Source organism: Sphingomonas sp. (assembly GCF_013816785.1).
Lineage (GTDB): Bacteria > Pseudomonadota > Alphaproteobacteria > Sphingomonadales > Sphingomonadaceae > Sphingomicrobium.
Genome location: NZ_JACDDV010000008.1, coordinates 25,740 through 51,401 on the forward strand (window position 1 = coordinate 25,740; position 25,662 = coordinate 51,401).

The 25,662-nt window shown below is 64.5% G+C and carries 28 protein-coding genes and 1 tRNA gene; 17 read left to right on the top strand and 12 right to left on the bottom strand.

The window, feature by feature from the left end; translation table 11 throughout:
* Window positions 1–2: 2 nt before the first annotated feature.
* From H0W65_RS03360 to H0W65_RS03385, 6 genes are all read right to left on the bottom strand, one after another.
* Window positions 3–134, bottom strand: a complete 132-nt coding sequence (locus tag H0W65_RS03360; protein WP_294003794.1) for a hypothetical protein — start codon at window positions 132–134, stop codon at window positions 3–5.
* The gene (locus tag H0W65_RS03365) at window positions 131–403 is read right to left on the bottom strand and encodes a hypothetical protein (protein WP_294003797.1); all 273 of its coding nucleotides are present in this window, start codon (window positions 401–403) and stop codon (window positions 131–133) included. Before H0W65_RS03365 ends, H0W65_RS03360 begins: the two co-directional genes overlap by 4 nt.
* Window positions 396–599: a hypothetical protein gene (locus tag H0W65_RS03370; RefSeq protein ID WP_294003800.1), complete on the bottom strand. Its 204-nt coding sequence runs from the start codon at window positions 597–599 to the stop codon at window positions 396–398. The genes H0W65_RS03365 and H0W65_RS03370 overlap by 8 nt, the downstream gene beginning before the upstream one ends.
* Window positions 596–994 (bottom strand): endonuclease domain-containing protein, encoded by a 399-nt coding sequence (locus tag H0W65_RS03375; protein ID WP_367120116.1) that lies wholly within the window; start codon window positions 992–994, stop codon window positions 596–598. Before H0W65_RS03375 ends, H0W65_RS03370 begins: the two co-directional genes overlap by 4 nt.
* An 88-nt stretch (window positions 995–1,082) precedes the next feature.
* Complete coding sequence (locus H0W65_RS03380) at window positions 1,083–2,915, bottom strand: ribonucleoside-diphosphate reductase subunit alpha (RefSeq protein ID WP_294003875.1); 1,833 nt, start codon at window positions 2,913–2,915, stop codon at window positions 1,083–1,085.
* A 370-nt stretch (window positions 2,916–3,285) separates the two neighbouring features.
* A complete protein-coding gene (locus H0W65_RS03385) occupies window positions 3,286–3,765 on the bottom strand; it encodes a helix-turn-helix domain-containing protein (RefSeq protein WP_294003806.1) in 480 nt (159 codons plus the stop codon).
* 98 nt (window positions 3,766–3,863) lie between these two features.
* On the opposite strand from H0W65_RS03385, the gene H0W65_RS03390 reads away from it, so the two are divergent.
* Window positions 3,864–4,526 carry a dihydrofolate reductase family protein gene (locus tag H0W65_RS03390; RefSeq protein WP_294003809.1) on the top strand — a complete coding sequence of 221 codons (663 nt, stop codon included), beginning with the start codon at window positions 3,864–3,866 and terminating at the stop codon, window positions 4,524–4,526.
* On the opposite strand, the gene H0W65_RS03395 is transcribed toward H0W65_RS03390, so the two are convergent.
* Genes H0W65_RS03395 through H0W65_RS03405 form a run of 3 tightly spaced genes read right to left on the bottom strand, consistent with a single transcriptional unit; the run spans window position 4,527 to window position 7,175 of the window.
* A complete protein-coding gene (locus tag H0W65_RS03395; RefSeq protein ID WP_294003812.1) occupies window positions 4,527–5,729 on the bottom strand; it encodes a serine hydrolase in 1,203 nt (400 codons plus the stop codon).
* Between the two features lie 31 nt (window positions 5,730–5,760).
* Window positions 5,761–6,642, bottom strand: coding sequence for a diacylglycerol kinase family protein (locus tag H0W65_RS03400; RefSeq protein ID WP_294003815.1), 882 nt, complete (start codon window positions 6,640–6,642; stop codon window positions 5,761–5,763).
* Window positions 6,643–6,686: 44 nt separating this feature from the next.
* A complete protein-coding gene (locus tag H0W65_RS03405) occupies window positions 6,687–7,175 on the bottom strand; it encodes a DUF3617 family protein (protein WP_294003817.1) in 489 nt (162 codons plus the stop codon).
* Window positions 7,176–7,412: 237 nt separating this feature from the next.
* On the opposite strand from H0W65_RS03405, the gene H0W65_RS03410 reads away from it, so the two are divergent.
* The 5 genes from H0W65_RS03410 (at window position 7,413) to H0W65_RS03430 (ending at window position 14,154) form a co-directional block, all read left to right on the top strand.
* Complete coding sequence (locus tag H0W65_RS03410) at window positions 7,413–9,359, top strand: TonB-dependent receptor (protein WP_294003820.1); 1,947 nt, start codon at window positions 7,413–7,415, stop codon at window positions 9,357–9,359.
* An 87-nt stretch (window positions 9,360–9,446) separates the two neighbouring features.
* Window positions 9,447–11,642: an excinuclease ABC subunit UvrB gene (gene uvrB, locus H0W65_RS03415; RefSeq protein ID WP_294003823.1), complete on the top strand. Its 2,196-nt coding sequence runs from the start codon at window positions 9,447–9,449 to the stop codon at window positions 11,640–11,642.
* Between the two features lie 37 nt (window positions 11,643–11,679).
* Window positions 11,680–12,006: a hypothetical protein gene (locus H0W65_RS03420; RefSeq protein ID WP_294003826.1), complete on the top strand. Its 327-nt coding sequence runs from the start codon at window positions 11,680–11,682 to the stop codon at window positions 12,004–12,006.
* Between the two features lie 412 nt (window positions 12,007–12,418).
* The gene (locus H0W65_RS03425; RefSeq protein WP_294003829.1) at window positions 12,419–13,489 is read left to right on the top strand and encodes a L,D-transpeptidase family protein; all 1,071 of its coding nucleotides are present in this window, start codon (window positions 12,419–12,421) and stop codon (window positions 13,487–13,489) included.
* Between the two features lie 56 nt (window positions 13,490–13,545).
* Window positions 13,546–14,154, top strand: a complete 609-nt coding sequence (locus H0W65_RS03430) for a hypothetical protein (RefSeq protein ID WP_294003832.1) — start codon at window positions 13,546–13,548, stop codon at window positions 14,152–14,154.
* 15 nt (window positions 14,155–14,169) lie between these two features.
* Here the strand turns inward: H0W65_RS03430 and H0W65_RS03435 are convergent, their stop codons facing one another.
* On the bottom strand, window positions 14,170–16,014 hold the full coding sequence (locus H0W65_RS03435) for an autotransporter domain-containing protein (protein ID WP_294003835.1): 1,845 nt from the start codon (window positions 16,012–16,014) through the stop codon (window positions 14,170–14,172).
* A 265-nt stretch (window positions 16,015–16,279) separates the two neighbouring features.
* On the opposite strand from H0W65_RS03435, the gene H0W65_RS03440 reads away from it, so the two are divergent.
* The 7 genes from H0W65_RS03440 (at window position 16,280) to hslU (ending at window position 20,896) form a co-directional block, all read left to right on the top strand.
* The gene (locus H0W65_RS03440) at window positions 16,280–16,843 is read left to right on the top strand and encodes a glycosyl hydrolase 108 family protein (protein ID WP_294003838.1); all 564 of its coding nucleotides are present in this window, start codon (window positions 16,280–16,282) and stop codon (window positions 16,841–16,843) included.
* Window positions 16,844–16,888: 45 nt separating this feature from the next.
* Entirely contained in the window at window positions 16,889–17,302 is a 414-nt protein-coding gene (locus tag H0W65_RS03445; protein ID WP_294003841.1) for a holin family protein, read from the top strand.
* Between the two features lie 241 nt (window positions 17,303–17,543).
* On the top strand, window positions 17,544–17,810 hold the full coding sequence (locus tag H0W65_RS03450; RefSeq protein ID WP_294003844.1) for a DUF1902 domain-containing protein: 267 nt from the start codon (window positions 17,544–17,546) through the stop codon (window positions 17,808–17,810).
* A gap of 2 nt (window positions 17,811–17,812) precedes the next feature.
* Window positions 17,813–18,007, top strand: coding sequence for a type II toxin-antitoxin system HicA family toxin (locus H0W65_RS03455; protein ID WP_294003847.1), 195 nt, complete (start codon window positions 17,813–17,815; stop codon window positions 18,005–18,007).
* Between the two features lie 83 nt (window positions 18,008–18,090).
* Entirely contained in the window at window positions 18,091–18,987 is an 897-nt protein-coding gene (locus H0W65_RS03460) for an alpha/beta hydrolase (RefSeq protein ID WP_294003850.1), read from the top strand.
* Window positions 18,988–19,046: 59 nt separating this feature from the next.
* Entirely contained in the window at window positions 19,047–19,601 is a 555-nt protein-coding gene (gene hslV, locus H0W65_RS03465) for an ATP-dependent protease subunit HslV (protein ID WP_294003853.1), read from the top strand.
* On the top strand, window positions 19,598–20,896 hold the full coding sequence (gene hslU, locus H0W65_RS03470; RefSeq protein ID WP_294003856.1) for an ATP-dependent protease ATPase subunit HslU: 1,299 nt from the start codon (window positions 19,598–19,600) through the stop codon (window positions 20,894–20,896). The genes hslV and hslU overlap by 4 nt, the downstream gene beginning before the upstream one ends.
* Here hslU and H0W65_RS03475 read toward each other — a convergent pair.
* Both H0W65_RS03475 and H0W65_RS03480 read right to left on the bottom strand, forming a co-directional pair.
* Window positions 20,884–21,576 carry a TIGR02117 family protein gene (locus H0W65_RS03475; protein ID WP_294003859.1) on the bottom strand — a complete coding sequence of 231 codons (693 nt, stop codon included), beginning with the start codon at window positions 21,574–21,576 and terminating at the stop codon, window positions 20,884–20,886. The two genes, hslU and H0W65_RS03475, sit on opposite strands and share 13 nt — an antisense overlap.
* A gap of 60 nt (window positions 21,577–21,636) precedes the next feature.
* Window positions 21,637–21,713 (bottom strand) — tRNA-Pro (locus H0W65_RS03480).
* 177 nt (window positions 21,714–21,890) lie between these two features.
* Between H0W65_RS03480 and yajC the strand changes: the two genes are divergently transcribed.
* The 4 genes from yajC to H0W65_RS03500 all read left to right on the top strand — a co-directional run bounded on the left by yajC (window position 21,891) and on the right by H0W65_RS03500 (window position 25,654).
* Window positions 21,891–22,223, top strand: coding sequence for a preprotein translocase subunit YajC (gene yajC, locus H0W65_RS03485; RefSeq protein ID WP_294003863.1), 333 nt, complete (start codon window positions 21,891–21,893; stop codon window positions 22,221–22,223).
* A complete protein-coding gene (secD, locus tag H0W65_RS03490; RefSeq protein WP_294003866.1) occupies window positions 22,223–23,815 on the top strand; it encodes a protein translocase subunit SecD in 1,593 nt (530 codons plus the stop codon). Before yajC ends, secD begins: the two co-directional genes overlap by 1 nt.
* A 13-nt stretch (window positions 23,816–23,828) precedes the next feature.
* On the top strand, window positions 23,829–24,785 hold the full coding sequence (gene secF, locus H0W65_RS03495) for a protein translocase subunit SecF (protein WP_294003869.1): 957 nt from the start codon (window positions 23,829–23,831) through the stop codon (window positions 24,783–24,785).
* An 80-nt stretch (window positions 24,786–24,865) separates the two neighbouring features.
* Window positions 24,866–25,654, top strand: coding sequence for an outer membrane protein assembly factor BamD (locus H0W65_RS03500; protein WP_294003878.1), 789 nt, complete (start codon window positions 24,866–24,868; stop codon window positions 25,652–25,654).
* Window positions 25,655–25,662 lie beyond the last annotated feature (8 nt).

Sequence of the window (25,662 nt, forward strand, 5' to 3'; positions counted from 1 at the left end):
GCTTACTCCGGATCGCTGTGATCTGTGGGGCGGGTTTCGATGACGGTAACGCGCGGGCCGCGGCGGCGGGTGACCAGATAGACGACCAGGCCGGTGGTGCCGGCGACGAGCAGGATGGTGGCAATCGGGCTCATCGCTTCGAACTCCGCGCGCCGATACCGAGGAAGACGATGCCGACGAAATAGCCGAAATTATACCAGGTGCCGCTGTTGGGGACGGCGTAGACCGCGATGTCGTGCCTGAAGAGTGAGACGACGAACGCGACCGGGAAGATGAAGCCGTGCCATACGCCGAGCCAGAAACCGGGGGCGGCGGGCGCGATCGAGCCCGATTGCTGCACCGCGACGCAGGCGGTGAGCGCCAGGGCGGCGGCGGCGATGGCGATGAGGCGACGGTTAGGCATTGGCGAAACCCCTGGCGCCGCCGGACAGGCCTAGCGCGAAAATGGTCAGGATAAGGCCCAATGCGGCGAACATCGTGCCGACCATGCGGCGGGCAACGCGCGCGCCCTCGCTGCCGCCGCGCCTGAGCAGGATCGCGACGCCGAGGAGGAAGGAAGTGACGCCGAGCGCCAGCATGATGAGGTTGGCGGTGGTCATGGCGTCCCTCTCCCGTCGGGAGAGGGATGAGCGGCAATGCCGCGAGAGGGTGAGGGCGACAGTTGCTGAGCAATCGTCTCAATCACCCCGCCGACATTCTCCATAACCTCGTGATTCCAGAAGCGAAGGACGCGATAGCCTTGGGCTTCCAGAAAGCGGGTACGCGCGGCGTCCCCTTCGGGGGAATGCTGGCCGCCGTCGATCTCGACGATTAGTCGTTCAGCAAAGCAGGCGAAGTCGGCAAAATAGGGACCGACCGGCATCTGGCGGCGAAACTTAGCAAGTCTCGCCTCGCGGAGGGCACTCCATATTTTCTTTTCAGCATCGGTTGAATCGCGCCGTAGCGTTCGCGCGCGATCGATCGTTCCCGACGGCTGATGGTCGTAGGTTCGCACCCTCACCCTCCCGCTTCGCGGGGCCCTCCCTCTCCCTCAGGGAGAGGGAAAGAGATGCGCAGCGCCGAAGGGGTGAGGGTGACATTGCTCACTGACACGCCAAACACTCGTCATAGTCGGTCGTTGGCAGCTCGTACTTGGCTGGCTCCGCGGTGTTGTCGGCTTCGACGCCGCCGGCGAAACCGGCGCGCTGGACGCTCTTCGAACGGAGGTAATAGAGCGACTTGATGCCGAGCTCCCAGGCGCGGAAGTGGAGCATCGCGAGGTCCCATTTGTCGACGTCGGCGGGGATGAACAGGTTGAGCGACTGCGCCTGGTCGATGTAGGGCGTGCGGTCGGCGGCGAGCTCAATCAGCCAGCGCTGGTCAATCTCGAAGCTGGTCTTGAACGTGTCCTTTTCTTCGGGCGTGAGGAAGTCGAGGTGCTGGACGCTGCCGGCTTGTTCGAGGATCGAATTCCACACCGCGTCGCTATTCTTGTGCTTCTCGGTCAGCAGCGCTTCAAGGTGCGGGTTGCGGATCGAGAAGCTGCCCGACAGCGTCTTGTGGGTGTAGACGTTGCCGGGAATCGGCTCGATGCAGGCCGAGGTGCCGCCGGCGATGATCGAGATCGACGCGGTCGGCGCGATCGCCATCTTGCACGAAAAACGCTCCATCACGCCCATGTCGGCGGCGTCGGGGCACGGGCCGCGCTCCTGCGCCAGCATCATCGACGCCTGGTCGACCTGGCTGCGGATATGCTTGAAGATTTTGAGGTTCCACGACTTGGCCATGGCGCCCTCGAACGGCAGGCCGCGCGCCTGGAGGAAGCTGTGGAAGCCCATCACGCCGAGCCCGACCGACCGCTCGCGCTCGGCGCTATACTTGGCGCGCGCCATCTCGTCGGGGGCGCGGGCGATGTAGTCGCTAAGGACATTGTCGAGGAAGCGCATGACATCCTCGATGAAGCGCTTGTCGCCGTTCCATTGGTCCCAGGTCTCAAGGCTGAGCGAGGACAGGCAGCAGACCGCGGTGCGATCGGCACCGAGATGATCGCGGCCGGTCGGCAGCGTGATTTCGCTGCACAGGTTGGAGGTCGAAACCTTGAGGCCGAGGTCGCGGTGATGCTTGGGCATGGTGCGGTTCACCGTGTCGTTGAACACGATGTAGGGCTCACCGGTGGCGAGGCGGGTTTCGACCAGCTTCTGGAACAGGCTGCGCGCATGGACCTTGCCGCGCTCGGTGCCGTCGCGGGGTGAGCGGAGGATGAAGTCGTCGCCGCTCCGCACCGCCTCCATGAATTCGTCGGTGATCAGCACGCCGTGATGAAGGTTTAGCGCCTTGCGGTTGAAATCGCCCGAGGGTTTGCGGATTTCGAGGAATTCCTCGATCTCCGGGTGCGAAATGTCGAGGTAGACTGCCGCCGACCCGCGGCGCAGCGAGCCTTGCGAAATCGCCAGCGTCAGGCTGTCCATGACGCGGACGAACGGGATGATCCCGCTGGTCTTGCCATTGAGGCCGACCGGCTCGCCGATGCCGCGCACCGCGCCCCAGTAAGTGCCGATGCCGCCGCCCTTCGACGCCAGCCAGACATTCTCGTTCCAGGTGTTGACGATGCCGTCGAGGCTGTCGCTGACGCTGTTCAAATAGCAGCTGATCGGCAGCCCGCGGCCGGTGCCGCCGTTCGACAGCACGGGCGTCGCCGGCATGAACCACAGTTTCGAGATATAATCGTAGACCCGCTGGGCATGGTCCTGATCGTCGGCATAGGCCGAGGCGACGCGCGCGAACAAATCCTGATAGCCTTCGTCGGGCAGCAGATAGCGGTCCTTGAGCGTTTCCCTGCCGAAATCGGTCAGCAAAGCATCGCGCGACTGGTCGGTCACGACCGCAAAGGCACGGGCATCGATCGTCTTGCTGGTCCGCTTGGCCGTGGGGACCATAACATCGTCCGCGGTCACGTCGCTCGAGCTTGCAAAATCCATCGTCTGTTCCCGTCTCACTGGCCGTTCTGCGACGGCTTGTTCTGTTTCTGTTCGACTCGGCGCCATGGCCCCGAGACTAGCGCATTTTCGTCTCGAGCGGGGGCTTTTCTCCGGCCCGTCCCCGATATCCACAGGGCATAAGCGGGCCTACACGAAAGATAAGCATCTTCCGCTCCAACCACAATAGATTGAACAAGCTCCCCCTCAGAACACGACATATAGTGGCTAAACCTGCGTCAGACGCAAGAGATTAAATTGACGAGGCACGAAAAAATTGGGGATGGGATAGCCAATGTTGCCCGTGCGCCACGGCTTTCTCTCGGACAGCCTAGACCGCGTCGCGGAAGGCCTTCCGGAGCCGCTCCATCACGCCCCTGCCAGGCTTGGCTGCCGCGCCGAGATGGAGATGGCGGAGCTCGCTCATAAATTCATCCCACAATATCGGCCCGCCTTCCTCCAACAACTGAGCGCGGACCGACAGTTGGTGGGTCACGGGCAGGTGCCGGCGGCCCCACGCGCCCATTTGAACGAACAGCGGAACCAGCTGGATCGCCATTTCGGTCAGACTGTAAATCCATTTCTGCTTATGGGTCGGATCTGGCGCCCTGGACAAAAGCCCGGCCGCGACCAGCCGTTTCAGCCGGTCGGCGAGGATGTTGGAGGCGATGCCTTCGTCCGACTGGTTGAGCAGCACGCGGAAGTAACGGCGATTTCCAAACATCATGTCGCGAATGACGATCAGGCTCCACCGATCGCCGAGCGTTTCGAGCGTCAGGTTGATCGGGCATCCAGAACGCCGGCCGGTCATGAGATCGAGTTAGGCGCCCAAATAACCGCTTGCAATGTGAAATCGGTTTACTTAGCGGCGGCGAACCGATTGCAACCGCAAGCTCCAGGAAAAATGAAATGACCAAGGTTCGAGTCGCAAATTTCACCGTGTCGATCGATGGCTATGGCGCGGGGCCCGAGCAGAGCCAGGAGAATCCGCTCGGCCGCGGCGGCAAGGAACTGCACGGTTGGTTCGTCGCCACCCGTACGTTTCAGCAGCAGCACGTCGAGGGCGAGGGCGAGGGCGAAGGCGAGGGGACGACGGGCATCGACAATGATGTCGCGGCGCGCGGAGTCGACAACATCGGCGCCTGGATCATGGGCCGCAACATGTTCGGCCCGGTTCGCGGAGAATGGCCGGACGACCAATGGAAGGGGTGGTGGGGCGACAATCCGCCCTATCATGGGCCAGTGTTCGTGCTGACGCATCATGCCCGCGACCCGCTTGAAATGGAGGGCGGCACGACCTTCCATTTTGTCACCGACGGCATCGAGGCCGCGCTCAGCCAAGCGCGCGAAGCGGCCGGCGGCAAGGACGTGCTGATCGCCGGAGGAGTTTCGACGGTCCGCGAATTTATGCAGGCCCGACTGATCGACGAGATGCATCTCGCCATCTCGCCTATCCTGCTGGGGGCGGGCGAAAGCCTGTTCGAAGGGCTCGACCTTTCCGAGGTCGGCTATCAGATCATCGAGAAGCAGCTTGGGGAAGCCGCGCTACATGTCATGATCGCCAGAAAATAGTCAGCGGCCGATCAGGTTCACGGCACGATGGAAGGCTTCTTCCTCGGCGGCCGTAAAAGCGCTTCGGCCGCGCCGCGGATCGGCGGGAAGGCCGGTGGTGAAATAGGCGACGCCGACGCCCCTGTCCCGGTCGATCCACAGTCCGGAGCGCAGGCCATAGGCATCGCCTGAATGGCCGATCCATCGGCGGTTCTTTCCTTCGGGATCGTCGGCGCAGCCGGGCGCGCCCGAAGCCAAGTGGTGAATCGCCAGACCGTAGGCGCACACACCCTCGCTCTCGCCGTCGTTCGATCCGTTGCGGCCATCGTAGCGCCATGCCGGACCGATCATCGCCGCGACCGAGGCTGGCGTGAGAATCCGCGCTCCGTCGATCGTGCCCTGGCCAAGCAGCATTCGCCCAACTCGCGCCAGGTCGCGCGCCGAAATACGCAAGCCGCCCTGGGGAGCAAACAACGAACCATTGTCGCCGGCGTGCCAGCGGTCGAGCTCGCAGCTACCGTCGGCCGCGGGTTGCACCGGGCAGGCCGGACGGCGGCCATGGAGGTCGTCCTTGACCGGTTTACCGTCCTGGTCGAGTTCGATCGCCCGGGCCACGCGCGCATCGGTGCAGGTCGGCCAGTTGAAGCAGGCATCGAGCCTCATCGGCAAGATGACGAGGCGCTGCATCAGCCTATCGAACCGCTCGCCGGTGGCGCGCTCCATGACCGAGGCAACGACCGGGAAATTCATGTTGGCATAGGCGAAATAAGCGGCATGGGGACCATGCGCCGGGTCCCAGCTGGCCGAGTCGGCGAGCACGGCACGAAGCGACCCGCCGAGCGGGATCGCATATTGATCGTCATGGTCGCGCAGCGACGAAGTATGGCCGAGCAGCTGCCGAAGCGTAACTTTCTGCCCACGAAACGCCGGGTTTTCGACCTGGTAGCCGAGCCAGTCGCCGACCGGCCGGTCGAGATCGAGGCGGCCCTGCTCGACCAGCCGCATCACGCCGATCGCCACCACCAGCTTGCTGATCGAGGCGATTCGGACCGGATCGTCGGGGGTCACGCGGCGGCCGCTGGCGGGGTCGGCAATGCCCTCCGCCGAAGCGCCGCGTTCTCCCGCCACGTCGAACGACACCGCCACTCGCACCCCGTCCCGCTTTGGCGCCGTTACCGTGGCGCAGGCGGTGAGAAGCAGAGTGAGGAGGGCGAGAGACCGCATAATGGCACGCTGCCCGCTAGATGCGTGCCGATCAAGCGGCAGACGCAATGACCGTCAGTGCGCCGGGGCGGATGCGATAGTCGAGCGGCGGGGTCATGCTGCAAGTTTCGCCGTCGACCGAGACGGTGAGGTGGGTGCGGCGGCTTTCGACCCGCAAATGGCGGACCGAGTCGAGCCGCACCATGTCGTCTTCGCGGGCAAGCCCGACCAGCGCGCGGAGGGTGGCCGCGATCATTCCGGCGACCCCCTTCTTGCGCATCACCAGCACGCACAAATGGCCATCGTCAAGGGCCTCGCGCCGGCCTGCCGCCGGGAAGGCGAGCCGATAATCATTGTTGCCGACGAACAGCAGCGGCGTGTCGACGCCCTCGCTACCGCCGTCGGCGCGCAGGGTCAGCCGGTGGTCATGGAAGCGGGCCAGCGTGCGCAACGAGGCGACCAGCATCGCTAGCCGCTTCGACCGGCCGAGGCGTTTCTGCTGGCTGTCGCGATCGACCAGCATCAGCGGATAGAGACCTATCGCGCTATTGTTGACGAAGATGCGGCCATTCAATTCGGCGACGTCGATCTTGCGCCGATGGCCCGCCGCGATGACGGCCGCAGCTTCGGCCAGATCGAACGGGATGGCGAGATCGCGCGCGAGATGATTGAGCGTGCCCATCGGCAGAATGCCGAGCGCGGTGCGGCTACCAGCGATGGCGCCGGCGACCGCGCTGATCGTGCCGTCGCCGCCCCCGGCGATCAGCAGCGGCGCGCCGGAGTCGGCAGCCGCCTTGGCCCGCTTTTCGATCTGGTCGTCGATCAGCTCGATCTCGCCGCCGATCCCGGCCTCCGCCAGCGCCGCCTCGACCCGCTCGCGCGCATCGCCGCCTGCGCTTCCGCCGCCTTGGTTGATAAGGATGACCGCGTCCATCTCACCCGCCGAACGAACGGCGGGCCCGCTCGCTCCGCCAGGTATCAGGCCGCCTTGGGGCAGGCACCGATCCGCTTGGCGGTGAGCTTGCGCGACAGCTTATAGTCTCCGGCGCCGGCAAATTGGGTCGATGTCTGGGCGACCCCGTCGAAGGTCTCGGCAGCGAACTTGCCGTCGACGGTGATCAAAATGTTGCCGCTATGGCCGGCGCGGGCGCAGGCGACCTGGACGCTCATCCGGCCGTTGCGGATGTAGCTGGTCTGCGGCGTGCACTGGTCGCCCGCTTCGGCGAACAGCGCGACATCGGCCTTGCCGTCGTCGGTAACGCAGCCTCGGGTGACCAGCTTCTCGCCCTGCTTGAGCTTGGTCGCGGGGGCCGCGTTGTCGGCCGAGGCGAGTTTGGTGACATCGCTGCTCACTTCGTACAGCCCGCCCTTGAGCTTGACGGCCATCTCATCCGCGGCCTTGTGCGTCTCGGTCGCATCGCATCCGGCGAGCAGCATTGCCCCCGCCGCCATCACCAAAGTCCGCATCGCATCCCTCCTTTTGCCATGACCGTCAGCGTTGGCGGCGGTCCTCGCCTGGGCAGGTCATGGTCTGCATTTTCATGGCGTCGCCCCGTTGGTTCTGGACCACCTTATGCTCAAGCGGCGCCGAAGCAAGCCGCGCGCTGCGGGGGATCGGTAGTCTCCGTTTGGGCGCAACTTACGGGAAGCTAGCCCGCGACCGTCAAGGCAATGGCCTTCTTTCCGGGCAATAGGGGGAATTTGATGCGGTGCAGTTGGTTGTCGGGCCCGATCGGCGTCCTCGCGTTCGGATGGTCGGTGCAAGCCAATGCCCAGGCGACCGCCAACGCGACGACAGGGGCCGAGGACGCCTTCGGTTTCAGCGTCGGCGACGAGAGCGTCGGCATTTATGGTGCGGCCTCGGTCCGGGGTTTCGACCTGGAAGCGGCCGGGAACTACCGATTCAACGGGACCTATTTCGTCAAGAATTCCGGGGTCAGCAATTTTTTCATCGATTCGACCACGATCAGGATCGGTTTCAACACGCTTCGAAGCGTTTTGCCTGGTCCATTGGGAGTCGTCGATTATCGGCTGCGCGATCCAGCTCATGGTGAGCCTTCGCTGCTGACGATCGAGCGCGATGCCGATGGTGCATTTCACGCCGACCTGCATTTCAAACATCGTCGAGCCGATGAACGGGCGAGCTACTCGCTAGGCGTCGGCCTTGTTGCGAACCTTAGTAACGAACAGGGAGGCGACGGTGGCCGGTCCCTTCTGATTGCCGGTGCGACACGTCAGACGCTGGGCGCGGCGACTGTCCGCCTGTTTGGCGGTGAATATCAGTATCGCCGTCCGGGACGCTTTCGTGTCGTTCCCGGGCCGGGTGCATTGCCGCCGGCGATCGAGCGAGGGCGCGACCTCGGGCAACGCTGGTCGGTCGAGAAAGGGCAGCGGCGCATTGCCGGAGTGCTGATGGATGTCGGAGAGGAAGCGGCGCTCGGCGGAGGCTTGACGCTGGTGTTTTCGCAAGAGGACCCGACCCGTACGTTCCGTCAATTTTTCGATGATGTGCGCAGCGACGGTACCGCCCACGCGACGATCGTCGGCCTGCCCCAGCAGCGTTCGACCAGCTGGTCCGGCGAGGCGCGCGGGCATCGCCAATGGACCGGCCGCGCGATCACGCAGCGCATCGACCTGATGCTTCGCGGTCGTCGCTCGAGGGCACGGCTCGGCGGCGCCGTCTCGGTCGACCTCGGCCGCATGCCGTTTGGCGAGCAGCCTTCGGCGGTGCCCGCGCCAGACCTTACCGCTAGCCAAGCCCAGGTGCACGATGGGGTCGATCAATGGGGGGCGGGCGTCAGTTATCGCGCTGTCATCCTCGACCGGGTGACGGTCAACGGCGGCCTGCTGCTGACCGATTACCGCAAGAGCTTCGCGACCGCGCGGGGCGCACGGGGTCGCACATCGGCGCGGCCGCTGCTCTACAATGTCGCTGTTTCATGGCGAGCGGTGCCGGGACTCGATCTCTATGCCGCCTATAGCCGCGGGCTGGAGGAGGCGGGCGTAGCGCCCATCAACGCGATCAACCGCAACGCCGTGCTCGACGCCATCACCGCGACGCAGCGCGAGATCGGCCTGCGGTACCGTATCCGGGACGGGTTGATGGTTTCGCTGGGCGGGTTCGACACGCGCAAACCCTATATCGGCCTCGACGCTCGTTCCGGGATCTACGGCTCTCTTGGCGGAGTCCGGCATCGCGGGATCGAACTGTCGCTATCGGGCAAGATTGCGCGAGGGTTCTCGATCGTTGTCGGGGGTGTCTACCTTGATCCCAAGATCGACGGGCCACTAGTCAGGACCGGACAGATCGGTGATCGCCCGGTCGGCGTTCCACGCCTGCGCGCCGTCGCCAATGTCGACTATGCGCTGCCGGGCATCCCCGGTCTTAGTGTCGATGCAGGGGTAACGCACGTGAGCTCGCGACCGGCCCGTTCAATCCTCGATGCAACGGGCGCGCAGCTGTCCGTTCCGGCGATCATCACCCTGGATGCCGGTCTGCGCTATCGTTTCAGCACGGCGGGGATGCCTTTGACGCTGCGTGCCCAGTTGCTCAACGTCACGGGCCGTTTCGCATGGGACGTCGATAGCTCCGAAACCATCGCCTATATCCCGGGACGTCAGTTCAGGCTGGCCCTGACGTCAGAGTTATGAGTCGGGTTCAACGAACGGCAAAGATTGGCGACAGCTTCTATCCGCACGAGCATTGCTAGCGAGAACGCGGACGACCATATCGCCGCCATGGCAATACAAATCCGCACCAGCCTGGCCGAACCCGACAACGGCGAGACTTTCGTTCCCCACCGCCCGGCGCGCCCCGACAAGGCCGAGGGCGGCCGGCCGTTCGTGCTCAAATCTGACTATGAGCCGGCTGGCGACCAGCCGACGGCGATTCTGGAGCTGACCGAGGCGGCGCTGGCGGGCGAGAAGGACCAGGTGCTGCTCGGCGTCACCGGCTCGGGCAAGACCTTCACCATGGCCAAGGTGATCGACACGCTGCAACGGCCCGCGTTGGTGTTGGCGCCGAACAAGATATTGGCGGCGCAGCTTTACGGCGAGTTCAAGAATTATTTCCCCGACAATGCGGTCGAATATTTCGTCAGCTACTACGATTACTACCAGCCCGAGGCCTATGTGCCGCGGTCCGACACCTACATCGAGAAGGAAAGCTCGGTGAATGAGGCGATCGACCGGATGCGGCATAGCGCCACCCGGTCGCTGCTCGAGCGTGACGACGTGATCATCGTCGCGTCGGTGTCGTGTCTCTACGGCATCGGCTCGGTCGAGACTTATTCGGCGATGATTTTCACCATGAAAAAGGGCGAGCATGCCGACCAGCGCGAGATCATCCGCAAACTGGTCGCGCTGCAGTATAAGCGCAACGACGCCGCCTTTGCGCGCGGTAATTTCCGGGTCAAGGGCGACAATCTCGAGATTTTTCCGTCGCACTATGAGGACACCGCATGGCGCGTGTCCTTCTTCGGCGACGAGATTGAAGAGATCGTCGAGTTCGACCCGCTGACGGGCAAGAAGGTCGCCAGCCTCGATTATGTAAAGGTCTATGCCAATTCGCATTATGTGACGCCCGGGCCGACGCTCAAGCAGGCGATGGAGGCGATCCGCCATGAGCTCGCCGAACGGCTCAAGGAGCTGGTCGCCGAAGGGAAATTGCTCGAAGCGCAGCGGATCGAGCAGCGCACCAATTTCGATCTCGAGATGATCGCCGCGACCGGCAGCTGCGCGGGGATCGAGAATTATTCGCGCTTCCTCACCGGTCGCCTGCCGGGCGAGCCGCCGCCGACCTTGTTCGAATATCTGCCGGACAATGCATTGCTGTTCGTCGACGAAAGCCATCAGACGGTGCCGCAGATTGGGGCGATGGCGCGCGGCGACCATCGCCGCAAGATCACGCTCGCCGAATATGGCTTTCGCCTGCCGAGCTGCATCGACAACCGGCCGCTGCGCTTCAACGAATGGGACGCAATGCGACCGCAGACGACGTTCGTCTCGGCGACACCGGGGCCGTGGGAAATGGAGGCGACAGGCGGCGTCTTTTCCGAACAGGTCATTCGGCCCACCGGGCTGATCGATCCGCCGGTCGAGATCAAGCCGGTCGAGGATCAGGTCGACGACCTTGTTCATGAGGCCAAGAAGGTCGCGGCCCAGGGCTACCGCACTTTGGTCACCACGCTGACCAAGCGAATGGCCGAGGATCTGACCGAATATCTGCACGAGGCCGGCCTCAAGGTCCGCTACATGCACAGCGATGTCGAGACGCTCGAGCGGATCGAGCTGATCCGTGACTTGCGGCTTGGGGTTTATGACGTGCTGGTCGGGATCAACCTGTTGCGCGAGGGGCTCGATATTCCCGAATGCGGGCTGGTCGCGATCCTCGATGCCGATAAGGAAGGTTTTTTGCGCTCCGAAACCTCGCTGATCCAGACTATCGGCCGCGCTGCGCGCAACATCGACGGTCGAGTCATCCTCTACGCCGACCGGGTGACCGGCAGCATGGAGCGCGCCTTGAACGAGACCGATCGACGCCGCGAAAAGCAGGTCGAATATAATGCCACACACGGAATCACCCCGGAGTCGATCAAAAGCCGTATCAACGACATCATGAGCGACGTGTCGTTGCGCGATGGCGTGCTGGTTGAGACCGGCGACGACGAGCGTCCGCATTTGGTCGGGCATAATCTGCGCGCCTATATCGGCGACCTCGAGCAGCGCATGCGCAACGCCGCTGCGGACCTGGAATTCGAGGAAGCCGGCCGGCTGCGCGACGAAATCCGGCGGTTGGAGGAGGATGAGCTGGGGCTTCCAGTCCAGGAACGCCGCGCCCCGCGTACGGGCAACTCGACCGAAGGCAAGCCGGGGACGCGGAAGGGGCGGTTCGGGAAGCAAAGCCGGACGAAGTGGGGTGGTGCGCGTCAATGATTCCCGCGCGGCGGCTTGAGCTTCGGCGCGCTGCGAAGTGCTGACGCTGGCCCTGCTTGTCGCTGCCCAAGCGCTGAGCGATGAAGTTTCGCGGGCGGTGCGTCAGCAGGAAGGCTGCGGCCTCCGGGCGAAGACCGATGAGGTCGTCGTGTGCGGACGGCGCAACCCGGTCGAACGCTATCGTCTGCCAGGTCGCGATGGCCCGTTCGACCCAGCCGGCAATGCCGAAAGCGTGATGCGCGAACGTGCGCGCTGGGCCGAAGGCGGTGAGGCCGGGACTCAGTCTTGCGGTCCGGTCGGGCCGGGCGGCTGGACGGGTTGCCTTGTTCGTCAGTGGGCGCGGGAGCGCGAACAAGCCCAGTGAGGCAAGACGAGCCGGACGGGTTTCTCGGCGGGCGTGAGGTTTAGGCAGGAAGCAAGGCTTGTCTCCTTTTGGTCGCGGCGTTCAGCCCCGCGCAACCCTAGCAACCTCAGGGAGTTAGGTCATAAGAGTCTCAGCAGGAGTGCGTCGCGTAGGCGGGGCAAAGTCTATGAAAAGAATTTTTCATCTAGCCTTGGGCGCCGCGGCGCTTTTGTCCACGGTGCCGCTGGCCGCCGTGCCGCGCGGCGATGAGCCGATCGCGGTTCCGGGCTCGATCAGGCAAGGGATCGACTTCGTCTATGTCGATCCGCAGATGAACAGCGTGGCGCGACGGCATCAGCGGCCGCGAAATTGGCTACAGCGCGCCCTCGGTTTCGACCGGGGATCCGCCGGTCAAAAGGGCGCTCCCAACCCGATGTTCGTCGATCTGGCGCGCGGGCTGCAGCAATATCAGGCGACGTGGGGGCGCCTGCCGCAGGACAGGATTCCGGTCGGGCCGGCGCTCAAGCGCGGTTCGACTGGTAAGCGCGTAACTATGCTGCGGAACCGTTTCGGTCTGTCGCCCGACGGCGGCTACGACGAGGGGCTTTTGCAGAATGTGGCGTCGTATCAACGCGTCCACGGCCTGGGTTCCGGCGACGGAATCGCGGGCAAGGCGACGATCGCTTCCCTCAACAATGGCGCGAGCTATTACGCGCGGCGGATCGCCATCAACATGGAGCGTGCCTATCGCCTGCCGACGACCCGCACGTTCGATCATTATGTGGTGGTCGATTCCGGCGCCGCCGAAGCCTTTCTGTTCGATCGCGACCGCCCAGTGGACAGCATGCGCGTCGTGGTCGGGTCAACCAAAACCAAAACGCCGATGATGGCCGTCATCATGCGCAGCGCGAAGGCCAATCCCTATTGGAATGTGCCGCCCGAGTTGATCCGCAGCCTGACCGCCAAACGCGTGCGCGAGCAGGGTCTCTCCTACTTCAAGGACTTCCATTACGAGGTCCTGTCCGACTGGACGGCGAACGCCCAAACGATCGACCCCGGAACAGTCGATTGGAAGGCGATCGCGTCCGGTAAGAAAGAGCCGGCGGTTCTGGTTCGTCAACTTCCCGGACCGTGGAATTCGATGGGCAATATGAAGTTCGAGATGCCGAACGACTACGGCATCTACCTGCACGATACCCCCCACAAGGAGTTGTTCGCTCAGGACGATCGCTGGCTCAGCAACGGCTGCGTGCGCCTGCAGGATTACCGTCGGTTCGCGTCCTGGGTCTTCGGACAGGCGCCGCAGCCGGCTTCGGCGTTGGAGCAACGGTTCGAGCTGCCCCGGCCGGTTCCGGTCTACATGACCTACCTGACGGTCGCGGCCGGAGCGAATGGCGTCCAGTTCCGCCCCGATCCGTACGGGTTCGACGCTTTGGCGATGCCGCAAATGTTCAATCCCACGTCTCAGGTGGCGGTCGGGCAGGCCGGCGGGCGAAACGGCTAGGATCGCTCGACCCTAAGGAAATCGGACCCGAAACGGCGCGCGCGCGTTGGGCGGGCATGACGAAGTTGCTCCCGATCGCGCCATTCGCGTTGGCCATGCTGCTGCTAGCGTGCGGCACGGCCGATCCGGTGGCCGACAATGCCGCCGCGCCGAACGACGAGTTGTTGGGCGATGCCGCCGCCTCGGGCCTCGCCGCGCCGGCCAACGCCGCTGCAGCGGAGCGCGCCACCCAGGCGGTGACGCCGCCGTCTACTGACGGCATGATGTGGAGCTTCCGCGGGACCGACCGCACCGCGCTTTACGGGGCCGCCGGGGCCGAGCCGGCTTTGTCGGTGCAGTGCCGCAAGGTGGCCGACGACGGCAAGGAATTGCTGATTGTTCGCGGCACGGCAGCACCCGACGGGGCGAGCGGTACGCTAAGCTTTACCGGCAACGGCATCGCCGCATCGCTGCCGGTTCGCGGCGTGGCTCTGACCGCGGGCAAGGGGCGTTGGCAGGCCGCGATCGCGCCGGGCGACACGGCCCGGGCGGTGGCGCGGACCTTTGCCGGCCAAGGAGTGGTGCAGGTCGGTGTTACCGGCGGCGACTCGCTGTCGGTCCACGCCTCGCCCGAAGCGAAGATGGTCTTCGCGGAGTGTTTGGGGGGTCCCGTCGCTGCGCGATAGCGCGGTTTAACCGATCTAAAACCCCATGCGTAGTCCGACGTGGGCCGAGGTTTCCTCGCCCTGGTCCTTGCCGACGGTGGCCGACCCGGCGACGTCGAGGCTTACGCCTGTCAGGATCGCCGCGCTAAAGCCGGCCGAGAAGCGCCCATAGGCCTTCTTCGACGCATCATCGAAGGCGAAGTGGTTGACGATCGTCGGCGCCGAGGTCTGGGCGAAGCGAACGGTGCGCCCGGCGCCGGTGAAGTCCTTTTCAATCACCGCCGCGGCATAGGGCCGCAACTGCACCCCGCCGCCGCCGAAGTCACCGCGCAGTTCGACGCCCGCGCTCCCGCGCAAAGAGGAATAGGACAGCGAGGAGACGTTGAGGGTCAGCGCCGCGTCGCCGCTTTCGGTATATCCATTGACCTTGGCCTTGGCATAGTCGAGCCCGACCACTGGCCCGACCCGGAGTGTTCCGAGGGGGATGAGGTAGCCCGCCTTGGCGCCGGCCAGCGTGTGGCGGCCCTTGGGATTGGCCTCCATGTCCTGAACCACTCCGGTGCGCTCGATCTCGTGCTTGTCCTTGCCATAGCCCGCATAAGCCTGGGCGAAAATTCCGGCCAAGCCGAAGCCGGCGTAACCGCCGATCTGGACCGAGCGTCCGTCGATGTCGGCCGCGTCGCTACTGAAACTCGCCCTTGGTTTCGAATAGTTTGCGGCGAGCCCGATCACGCCCGACCCGAAGCCATATTCGAGGCCCGCCGTGCCGCCGACGCTCGTCGCGCGGTAGGAGACATTGCGATCGCCGGCGCCCTGACGGCGGGTGACCGTGTCGCCGACGACGAACGCGTGCAGCCCCTCGGGCATGTCGCCGTCGCGCGGGCTGCCGAGGTCCATCCGCGTCGTCAGGGTTCGGCCAAACTGGCGCGCGACGTCCAGGCCGAGGTCGGACGAAGCCTGAAGGGTCAGCGGCGCGGTCAGTTGCGCGTCGATGTAGCGCGCGACGATCGCGAATCCCGCCGAGGACAGGTGAACGCCGTCGACATAGAAGAGATATTGGCCGTTGAACGCGGCGTCCGTTACGCACTGAGTCGCTTGCGCCGCCGGGCACGCCCCGCCGCTGGTCAGGCCATAGGCGGTGGGGTTGGCGATGATATTGTCGCCCACGCGATTGAGGTCGAGATAGTGGACGATCACGCCGTTGCTGGCATAGCCGGCCAGCACCGGCTGAATCCCGCTGTTGAAGGCGGTCGCATAGGCCGATCCGATCGGTGCCCGCGGGTCGCCGGTCACTTCGGGCAGGCGGCCGACATCGCCGGCGAGGAAGCTGATGTTGCGAGCGCCCGCTCCGACCAGCGCATCGAGCCCGACCTTGGCTTCGGCGACGCTGATCGTAGCGCGCGGCCCAGCCCCGGCGACCGTCGCACCGGCAAGCTTTTCATAATAGCGCGCGTCGTTGCCTCCGATCGAGATGGCGAGCAGGTCGTTGGGGCCGAAGCGGCCGCTGACGCGCGGGAACGCTGCCGGGCCGCCGCCGGCGAGGAAGCTTTGATATTCGGTCGGGAAGCCGGGGATACCCGGGCCGTTGATGTTGAAGAAGCCGGTGTTGCCGGGGCCGGTGAAGGCTCCGCCGATGGCGAAATTGTCGATCGGAACGCCAAGGATCTGACCGAGGGTGTCGATGTAGTTCGACCCGCCCGAGAAGCGACCCGTGCCGTAGGCGGAGGGCGGCGCGATACCCAGCAGCTGGAATAGATTGCCGTCGTCGGCATAGCTATCGCCGAATGCGACGATGCGGTCGATACGCTGGGCGTGGGCTGGCGCGGCCAAGGTCAAGGCGCTGGTGGCAAGCAGCGACGCGGCGAACAGGCTCTTGGTCATGAGAAATTCCCCCCGGCCGCGTCGGAACGCGCGGCGCGTAACAGCGTCAACATGCCGTCCCGGCGGTTTCAAGACAAGTGCCGCCAATGCAACAGCTTACGTTACGGAATGCAGGAAAATGCTATTCGCTAGGAATGAATTGTGGATGATCTAATCCAATTTCTCGGCCCCGGCACGCAGGGGCAGTTGACAGCCCTGGTTGGAATGACTGTCCTATCTATAACCTGATAGGTTATGTATCCCGCGACTCGACGGGAGGATAAGCATGAACGACGATTGGGACATTGAAGGATTGCTTGAAGGATTGATCGATCGGGAGGGCGGCTATGTCAGCCATGCCGCTGATCGCGGCGGGCCGACCTGTTATGGCATCACCGAGGCGGTGGCCCGGGCGCATGGCTATCGCGGCGCGATGTCCTACTTGCCGCGCGACGAGGCGGCGGCGATCTACCGCCGGCTTTACTGGATGCGACCGCGCTTCGATCAGGTCGCCGCGCGCGCGCCGCGCGTTGCCGCCGAACTGTTCGACACCGGCGCCAACATGGGCCCGGCGGTCGCCGCGACCTTCCTGCAGCGGGCGCTGACCGCGCTCAATCGCAACGGCAAGGACTATCCCGACCTGGTTCCCGACGGACGCGTCGGCCCGGCCACGCTGGCAGCGCTCGACGCCTTCCTCGAGGCGCGCAGCCGGCGAGGCGGTGAGACCGTGCTGATGCGCGCATTGGAAGCGCTGCAGGGCGAACGCTACCTCCGACTGGCCGAGAAGCGACCCGCCAACGAGGCGTTCCTATACGGATGGCTGGCGAACCGGATCGGCACGCGCGGATAAAGTTTGCACCATCAACTTCATCAACTTTCCCTCAGGAGATGCGACATGGCCATCCTCGACACGATCGTTGCGCCCGTCTCGAAACTGCTCGACAAGATCATTCCCGAGCCGGAGGCGCGAGACCGTGCCAAACTCGAATTATTGAATCTTCAGGGCGATCAGGAAATGACGACCATCGCGATCCAGATGCAGGCGATCGTCGCCGAGGCGCGATCGGCCGACCCATGGACCAGCCGGGCGCGGCCGAGCTTCCTCTACATGATGTACACGCTGATTCTGTGGTCGATCCCGATGGGCTTGATCGCCGCGGTCGATCCGAAGATGGCGCTCGGCATCTCTGGCGGGATGACGGCGTATCTTCGCGGTATCCCCGAGGAACTCTATGCGTTGTTCGGCACCGGCTACCTTGGCTACACCGCAGCGCGGACGTGGGGCAAAGTGAAAGGCGTGGAGAAGTGACTGCTATGAGATGCCGGCCATGGTTCGCGGCCGATGTGGAGTGTGGCCTGGATGGCGAGCGTTTGCGTTTGATCGAAAGTAGGATATTCAGTTGAGGGTCGAAAAAGGGGATAGCGCATGAACCCGACGTTGAACGCGCTTCGACCGAGACCATATGACTAAACGTTCGTCGCGCTCGAAAACCATTCCTCAACCGATTTTCAATACCGTGCGGCAGGGGCTCCGCCGGAAGGAAACAATCGTGCCCGAAGACATTGAGCTCAAAGTTCATCTGGCCTTCGATGAGGAGGCGTCGGTGTGGTACGTCCGTGAATCGGATGTGCCCGGGCTTCGCCTCGAAGCTGGCGATCCAATGGATCTCGTTCGGCGGATCGCGGAAAATGTGGCAGAGTTGATCGCGCTGAACGAGGATGAAGTACTGGCGCGCAAATCCAATCGGGCCGCGAGGCCGACCGTGCGGTTCACGCCCATCTTTGAGGATTCAATGCCTGCGGCCGCTTACGCCTAAAAATGGCGGGCTTCACGAAGGACGTTAAACGTCTCCTCAAAGACGCTGGCTGCTATCTTCATAAGCAGAGCAAAGGCGACCACGAGAAGTGGTACAGCCCCATTTCCAAGCGCTACTTTATCATCGATGGAAACATCAAGTCGCGGCACACGGCGAACGGAACGCTAGAGGATGCCGGTTTGCCCAAAGCCTTCTAATTCGACCGAGATTGCGTTTGCCCTGGCCAAAACTCCTGGGCCCGCAGGACAGCGGAAGTAGATTACTGATCGGATGGCTAGACATGATCATTCTGGATAAGCGCTTTTCACGCCGCGCAGCAATTGGCGCCTCGCTGGCCGTGGTCGCGGTGTTGGCGCTGTTCGCGTGTAGCCCCGCAGGCCTGCTCAACGGCGTCAGTCGGGTAAGCGGCGACAGGGCGAGTCTGGCCGCGTCCGGCGTGTCGTTCGGCCCCGACCCGCGCTTGAAGCTCGATGTATGGGCGCCGCGCCAACGCTCGACCACGCCGCTGCCGGTCGTCGTTTTCTTCTACGGCGGCGGTTGGGTGGCAGGGGAGCGGGGCGACTATGGTTTCGCCGGCCGCGCCTTCGCCGCGCAAGGTTTCATCGCCATCGTCCCCGACTATCGGCTGGTTCCCGGCGCGCACTTTCCAACCTTCGCCCAGGACGGGGCGCTGGCGATCAAATGGGCGCGCGATCATGCGGCGGAGTTCGGCGGCGATTCCAGGCGGATCAGTCTCGCGGGCCATTCGGCGGGGTCGTACATCGCGGCAATGCTCGCGCTCGATCGCCATTATCTGACCGATGTCGGGGTCGATCCGAAGATCGTTCGCGCGGGCGCGCTGCTGTCGGGCCCTTACGACTTTTACCCGTTCACCGAACAGCGCGGCCGGGACGCGCTCGGCGGCTGGCCGCGGCCGGCCGAGACCCAGCCGATCACTTATGCAAGACGAGACGCGCCGCCGCTGCTGCTAATCCACGGCACCGCCGATACCGTCGTCCGGCCGCGCAACGCCAAGGCGCTGGCGGCCCGGCTGCGCCAGCTCGGCGCGCCGGTCGAGCTTCGCCTCTATCCGGGCAAGAGCCACATCGACACGGTCAAGTCGCTGTCGCCGCTGTTCCGTGGATCGACCTCGGCGCTGGCCGACAGCGTCGCCTTCCTCAAGGCCAATAGCCGCTGACGCTTGCGCCCGCCGCCAGCGCTCCCCACCTCAGCGGTCGAGCGAAGGGAGCGACCATTTTGGAGAGCTGGCACGGGACGACCATCCTCGGCGTGAAGAAGGGCGGGCGCACGGTCATCGCCGGCGACGGCCAGGTATCGATGGGCAATACGGTAATGAAGCCCAACGCCAAGAAGGTGCGGCGGCTGGGCGCGGAAGGCCAAAATGGAATCAAGTCGGTCATCGGCGGCTTCGCCGGCGCGACCGCGGATGCCTTTACCTTGTTCGAGCGGCTGGAGAAGAAGCTCGAGGCCAGCCGCGGCCAGTTGCTTCGCGCCGCGGTCGAGCTGGCCAAGGATTGGCGGACCGACAAATATTTGCGCAATCTGGAAGCGATGATGATCGTCGCCGACGCCGACACGATGCTGATCCTGACAGGGAACGGCGACGTGCTGGAGCCTGAGGGCGGGATCGCGGCGATCGGGTCGGGCGGGAACTATGCGTTGGCGGCGGCCAAGGCGCTCGATGAGTATGAACCCGACCCCGAAGTGCTAGCGCGCAAGGCCATGGCCATTGCCGCCGAGGTGTGCGTGTTCACCAACGACCGGCTGACGATCGAGGAAGTTGGCGGATGAACGACGCGCTTACCCCCAAGGCGATCGTTGCCGCGCTGGACGAACATATCGTCGGGCAGGTCGACGCCAAGAAAGCGGTCGCGGTGGCGCTGCGCAACCGCTGGCGGCGGCAGCGCTTGTCGCCCGAGCTGCGCGAGGAAGTGACGCCCAAGAACATCCTGATGATCGGGCCAACCGGGTGCGGCAAGACCGAGATCAGCCGGCGGTTGGCGAAACTGGCCGATGCGCCGTTCGTCAAGGTCGAAGCGACCAAGTTCACCGAAGTCGGTTATGTCGGCCGCGACGTCGAGCAGATTGCTCGAGATTTGGTCGAGGAGGCGGTGCGCCTGGAGCGCGAGCGGCGCCGCGAGCGGGTGCGCGAGGCGTCCGAAGCCGCGGCGATGGAGCGATTGCTCGACGCGCTGACCGGCAAGGGCTCGTCCGAAGCGACCCGCGCCAGCTTCCGCCAGCGCTTCGCCGAGCACAGCCTCGACGATGCCGAGGTCGAGATTGAGGTGACTGAGGCGCCGGCGATGCCGTTCGATCTCCCCGGACAGGGCGGGGTCGGGATGATCAACCTTAGTGAAATGATGTCGAAGGCGATGGGTGGGGCGCCGAAGAAGCGCCGCAAATTGAAAGTCGGCGACGCTTTCGCCAAGCTGGTCGAGGAAGAGGCCGACAAGCGCGTCGACCAAGACGACGTCACCCGCGTCGCGCTGGCCGATGCCGAAGCCAACGGCATCGTCTTCCTCGACGAGATCGACAAGATCGCGGTCAGCGACGTGCGCGGCGGATCGGTCAGCCGCGAAGGCGTCCAGCGCGACCTGCTGCCGTTGATCGAAGGCACCACGGTCGCGACCAAATATGGGCCGATCAAGACCGACCATATCTTGTTCATCGCGTCGGGCGCGTTCCATGTCGCTAAGCCGGCCGACCTGCTGCCCGAGTTGCAGGGGCGGCTGCCGATCCGGGTCGAGCTGGCGGCGCTGACCGAAGAAGATTTCGTCCGTATCCTGTCGGCGACGCGGGCCAGTCTGACCGAGCAATATCGCGCGTTGCTCAAGACCGAGGACGTGACCATCGACTTCGCCGACGACGGCATCGCCGCGCTCGCCCGGATCGCCGCCGAGGTCAACGACGCGCTCGAGAATATCGGCGCGCGGCGCTTGTCGACGGTGATGGAGAAATTGCTCGAGGAAATCAGCTTCACCGCCGAGGACCGCGGCGGCGAGACGCTGCTGATCGACCGTGCGTTCGTCGAGGGGCAGCTCAGCGGGATCGCCAAGGATACGGATTTGAGTCGTTACGTGCTTTGATCAGCCTCCCGGTACCGCCACACCAACCCTTGCACGAACGGGCTCCATAGCGGCGCCTTGACCCCGGCGAGGCGTAGCCGGCTGGCGACCCACTGGTTGCAGGTGTCGATCGCGCTGGCCTTGCCGACTCCGTCATAGAAAGCGTCGCGCGGGCCGTAGCCGGGGTGGTCGACGCGAATCGAGCGGCCGTTCGCATCGAGCGCGAAGCCGGCGCGGATCGCGGCCCACAGGCGGCGGTATTGCGAGGGGGTCAGGCGAATGACGCGGGCGGCATAGGTTGGGTCATTCGTCCATTCGACATGCATCACCCGATCGCCGCCGCTGGTCGCCGCCCAAATCGTCCTTGGCGTAATGTCGCCCCAGGTTGGGGTTTCGAGATAGACCCGCCGCTCGCCCGCCCCGAACGCGATCCAGTTGGCGTCGGCGGGGACGTCGGTGGCGTCGCTCGTCGGCAGGATCGACCGCCAGTCGAGGCCATCTGCCTTGGCGGGAAGGATCAGGTCGACGTGGATGCCGTTTGAGGCGAGATAGACGGTAACGCCCTGGTCGGGCTCGCGCCACCCGGCGTTGACCGGGATCAGGGCGCCGATCAGCGCGGCGAGCAGATAGAGGGCGGGGATCGCGATCAGGGCGAGGGCCAGGCGCCGGGGCCAGCGAGTTTTGCGTCTGCGTCGTGCCATGGGTCTTCTTTCGCAGGCAGTCCCCCGGACTGCCAGCAAAACCCGGACTGCCAGCAAAAGTGGTCGGGGCGACAGGATTCGAACCTGCGACCCCCACACCCCCAGTGTGATGCGCTACCAGGCTGCGCTACGCCCCGACCGGTCGCACTGCCGACTTCGAGGGCGGCGGCGCGAGAGCGGGCCCTCTACGGCTCAGCGCATCGCTTGGCAAGGCGGGCACGCTTGGCAAGGGAGGCCGGGCCGTGATAGGCGCGGCGCGACTTGCCCGCGCGCTCCTCCCCGCGCCGCGATCGAAGAAGAGATTTCCAAGCCTCATGACCATCACTCCCCTCCTCGCCGCCGCCGCCGCTCCCTCGGCCGGCACCAGCTTCTTCGTCCAGACGATCCCGCTGGTCCTGATTTTCGTCATCTTCTGGTTCCTGATGATCCGGCCGCAGCAGAAGCGGGCGAAGGAGCATCAGGCGGCGATCGCGGCCGTCAAGAAGGGCGACCGGGTGGTCACCGGCGGCGGGCTGATCGGCAAGGTGACCAAGGTCAGCGATACCGAGGTCGAGGTCGAATTGGCCCAGGGCATCAAGGTCCGCGCGGTGAAATCGACGCTGACGCAGGTCGGCGACAATACGACTGCGAAGCCGGCCAACGACTGATGCTCGAGTTCTCAAAGCTGAAGATTTGGGGCATCAGCCTCATCATCCTGATCGGCATCTTGCTGGCGATCCCCAGCTTGTTTCCAAAGGACCAGGTCGCCACCTGGCCGAGCTGGGCGCCCAAGGCACGGATCAGCCTGGGCCTCGACATCGCCGGGGGCAGCCAGCTGCTTCTCGAAGCCGACACCGTAGACGCCGCCAAGCAGCGGCTACAGGCGATGGAAGACCAGGTCACGACCGAGCTTCGCCGCGGCGATCCCAAGATCGAGATCGGTGACGTGTCGACCTCGGGCGGGCGGCTGGCGTTCCTGGTCCGCAACCCGGCTCAGGTCGACTCCGCGGTCGAGCGGCTGCGTCCGCTGACCCAGGGCGTTGGCCTGACCGGTTCGCGCGACTGGGACGTCAATGTCGCGGATTCGACGCGAGTGGTCATGACCCCGACCGCGGACGGCAACGCCAAGGCCCTGAAGGATTCGCTGACCGTCGCGCGCGACGTGGTGAGGCGCCGGATCGATCCCGGCGGCACCAAGGAAATCACGGTCATCAACCAAGGCGCCAACCGCATCTTCGTCCAGGTGCCGGGGGTCGAGGATCCCGAAGCGCTGAAGCTGCTCATCGGCCAGACCGCGCGGCTCGAATTCAAGCTGGTCGATCTGGCGGCCGATCCCAACCAGGTGGCGCAGGGCATCGCGCCCGCCGGCAGCCAGGTGCTGCCGATGGCCGACGGCACCGGCGCGATCGCGGTCCAGCGCCGCGTCATGGTCTCGGGCGACCAGCTGGTCGGCGCCAAGCAGGCGTTTGACCAGGATGGGCGGGCGGTCGTGTCGATCACCTTCAACGCCGCCGGCGCTCGCCGCTTTGGCCGGGTGACCCAGGAAAATGTCGGCAAGCCGTTCGCGATCATTCTCGACGACAAGGTGCTGTCGGCGCCGAACATCAACGAGCCCATCTTAGGCGGGCAAGCGCAGATCAGCGGCAATTTCACCGTCGAAACCGCCAATGCGCTGGCGGTCAGTCTGGCGTCGGGCAAGCTGCCGGTAAAATTGAACGTGATCGAGGAGCGTACGGTCAGCGCCGAGCTCGGCCGCGATTCGATTCGAGCCGGGACGATCGGCTCGATCTTCGCGACGCTAGCGGTGATCGGCCTGATGATCGTCACCTACGGCCGCTTCGGCGTCTATGCGTCCGCCGCGCTGCTGGTCAATGCGTTGATGATTCTCGGCATCATGGCCATCTTCAACGCGACGCTGACGCTGCCGGGCATTGCGGGTTTTGTCCTGACGATCGGCGCGGCGGTCGACGCCAATGTGCTGATTAACGAGCGCATCCGCGAGGAATTGCGGCGCGGGCGAAAGACGCTCGACGCGCTGGAAACCGGCTACCGCGAAGCCTCCACCGCGATTTTCGACGCCAATATCACCAACACCATCGCCGCCGCGCTGATGATGTATTTCGGATCCGGCCCGATCCGCGGCTTCGCCGTCGTGCTGCTGATCGGGATCATCACTTCGGTGTTCACCGCGGTCAATTTCACCCGCATGCTGGTGGCGATCTGGGTCAAATCCAAGCGCCCGCGCGCGATCAACATCTGACGGGATCGACACGATGAAGCTTTTGAAGCTGGTTCCCGACAACACCAACGTCGACTTCATGAAGTGGCGCAACATCGCCCTCATCCTGTCGATCCTCGCCTCGGTCGCCAGTCTGGCGCTGGTCGGGGTGCGCGGGCTCAACCTCGGCATCGACTTCGTCGGCGGTCAGATCGTCCGCGCCGAATTCGCCCAGCCGGTCGACATCGAGGTGCTGCGCGGACGCATCGCCACGCTCGACGTCGGCGAGGCCAGCATCCAGGAGTTCGGCAACAACAAAACTTATCAGATCCGCCTGCCCAAGCCGGCCGGCCCCGACGCGGCGGCCAATGCGGTGGTAACCAAGGTCCGTGCCTTCATTCCCCAGGCCTACCCGGGCGCCAAGGTCAGCGCCGGCGAATCGGTGTCGGGCAAGGTTAGCGGCGAGCTGGCCTGGGACGGTGCGCTGGCGATCACCTTCGCCATGATCGGCATCGCCATCTACATCTGGTTCCGGTTCGAATGGCAGTTCGGGGTTGGCGCGCTTATTACCCTGTTCCACGACGTGTCGATGGTTCTCGGATTCTTCGCATTGACGCAGTTGCAGGTCGATTTGAACATCGTCGCGGCGTTCCTGGCGATCGTCGGCTATTCGCTCAACGACACGGTGGTCATCTATGACCGCATTCGTGAAAACCTTCGAAAATATCGCAAGATGGAGATCGTCTCGCTGCTCAATTTCTCGCTGAACGAGACGCTGTCGCGGACGATCGTCACCTCGCTGTCGATCATGCTGGCGTTGGCGGTGCTGCTGGTTCTCGGCCCGCCAGTGCTGTTCGGCCTGACCATCGCCATCCTGCTCGGCACCTTCATCGGTACCTATTCGTCGATCTATATTTCGGCGCCGGCGCTCGTCTGGATGGGCCTAAAACCCGATAGTTTCCTTCGGACCGGCGATGAGAAAGACGACGAGGCCGTCGCTCATCCTGCATAAATGCATTTTCGGCGAATGCGGGGCTAGGCCGGGCGATTGCCCGCTTGGCCTCGCTCCCGCCCCGCGCTAGGAACGTGACCATGGTGAACAAGACCCGTCTCGCGGCGCTGATGCTGCTGCCCGTCATCCTGCTTCCCGCCGCCGGTTGCGCACGCAACAAGGTCAAGGGAGACACTGCCTACGTCGCGCGCGACGTCAACACGCTCTACAGCCTTGCCAAGCAGCGGCTCGACAGTGGCCAGTACGAAGAGGCAGCCAAGCTGTTCGACGAGGTCGAGCGGCAGCATCCCTATTCGGTGTGGGCGCGGCGCGCGCAGCTGATGAGTTCCTTCGGCTATTATATGGCGCAGAAATATCCCGACGCGACGAGCTCGGCACAGCGTTTCCTGACGATCCACCCCGGCAACAAGGACGCGCCCTACGCAAACTATCTGATCGCGATGAGCTATTATCAGCAGATTGAGGATGTTTCGCGAGACCAGAAGATCACTCAACAGGCGTCCGACAGCTTCAACGAGCTGATCCGCCGCTATCCGCAAAGCCGTTACGCCAGCGACGCGCGGTTGAAGCTCGACCTCATCAACGACCATCTCGCCGGCAAGGAGATGGAGGTCGGACGTTTTTACCAGCGCTCGGGAAACTGGCTCGCTGCGGCAACGCGCTTCCGCGAAGTGGTCGAAAAATATCAGACCACGAGCCACACGCCCGAAGCGCTCGAGCGGCTGGTCGAAACCTATTTGAACCTCGGTTTGCCCGATGAGGCGAAGAAGTCGGCCGCAGTGCTCGGCGCCAACTATCCTGGCAGCAAATGGTACAAGCGCAGCTACAGTCTGATTTCGCGGCACGCGCCGGCGGCGCCGCAAAGCTGACCCGAGCG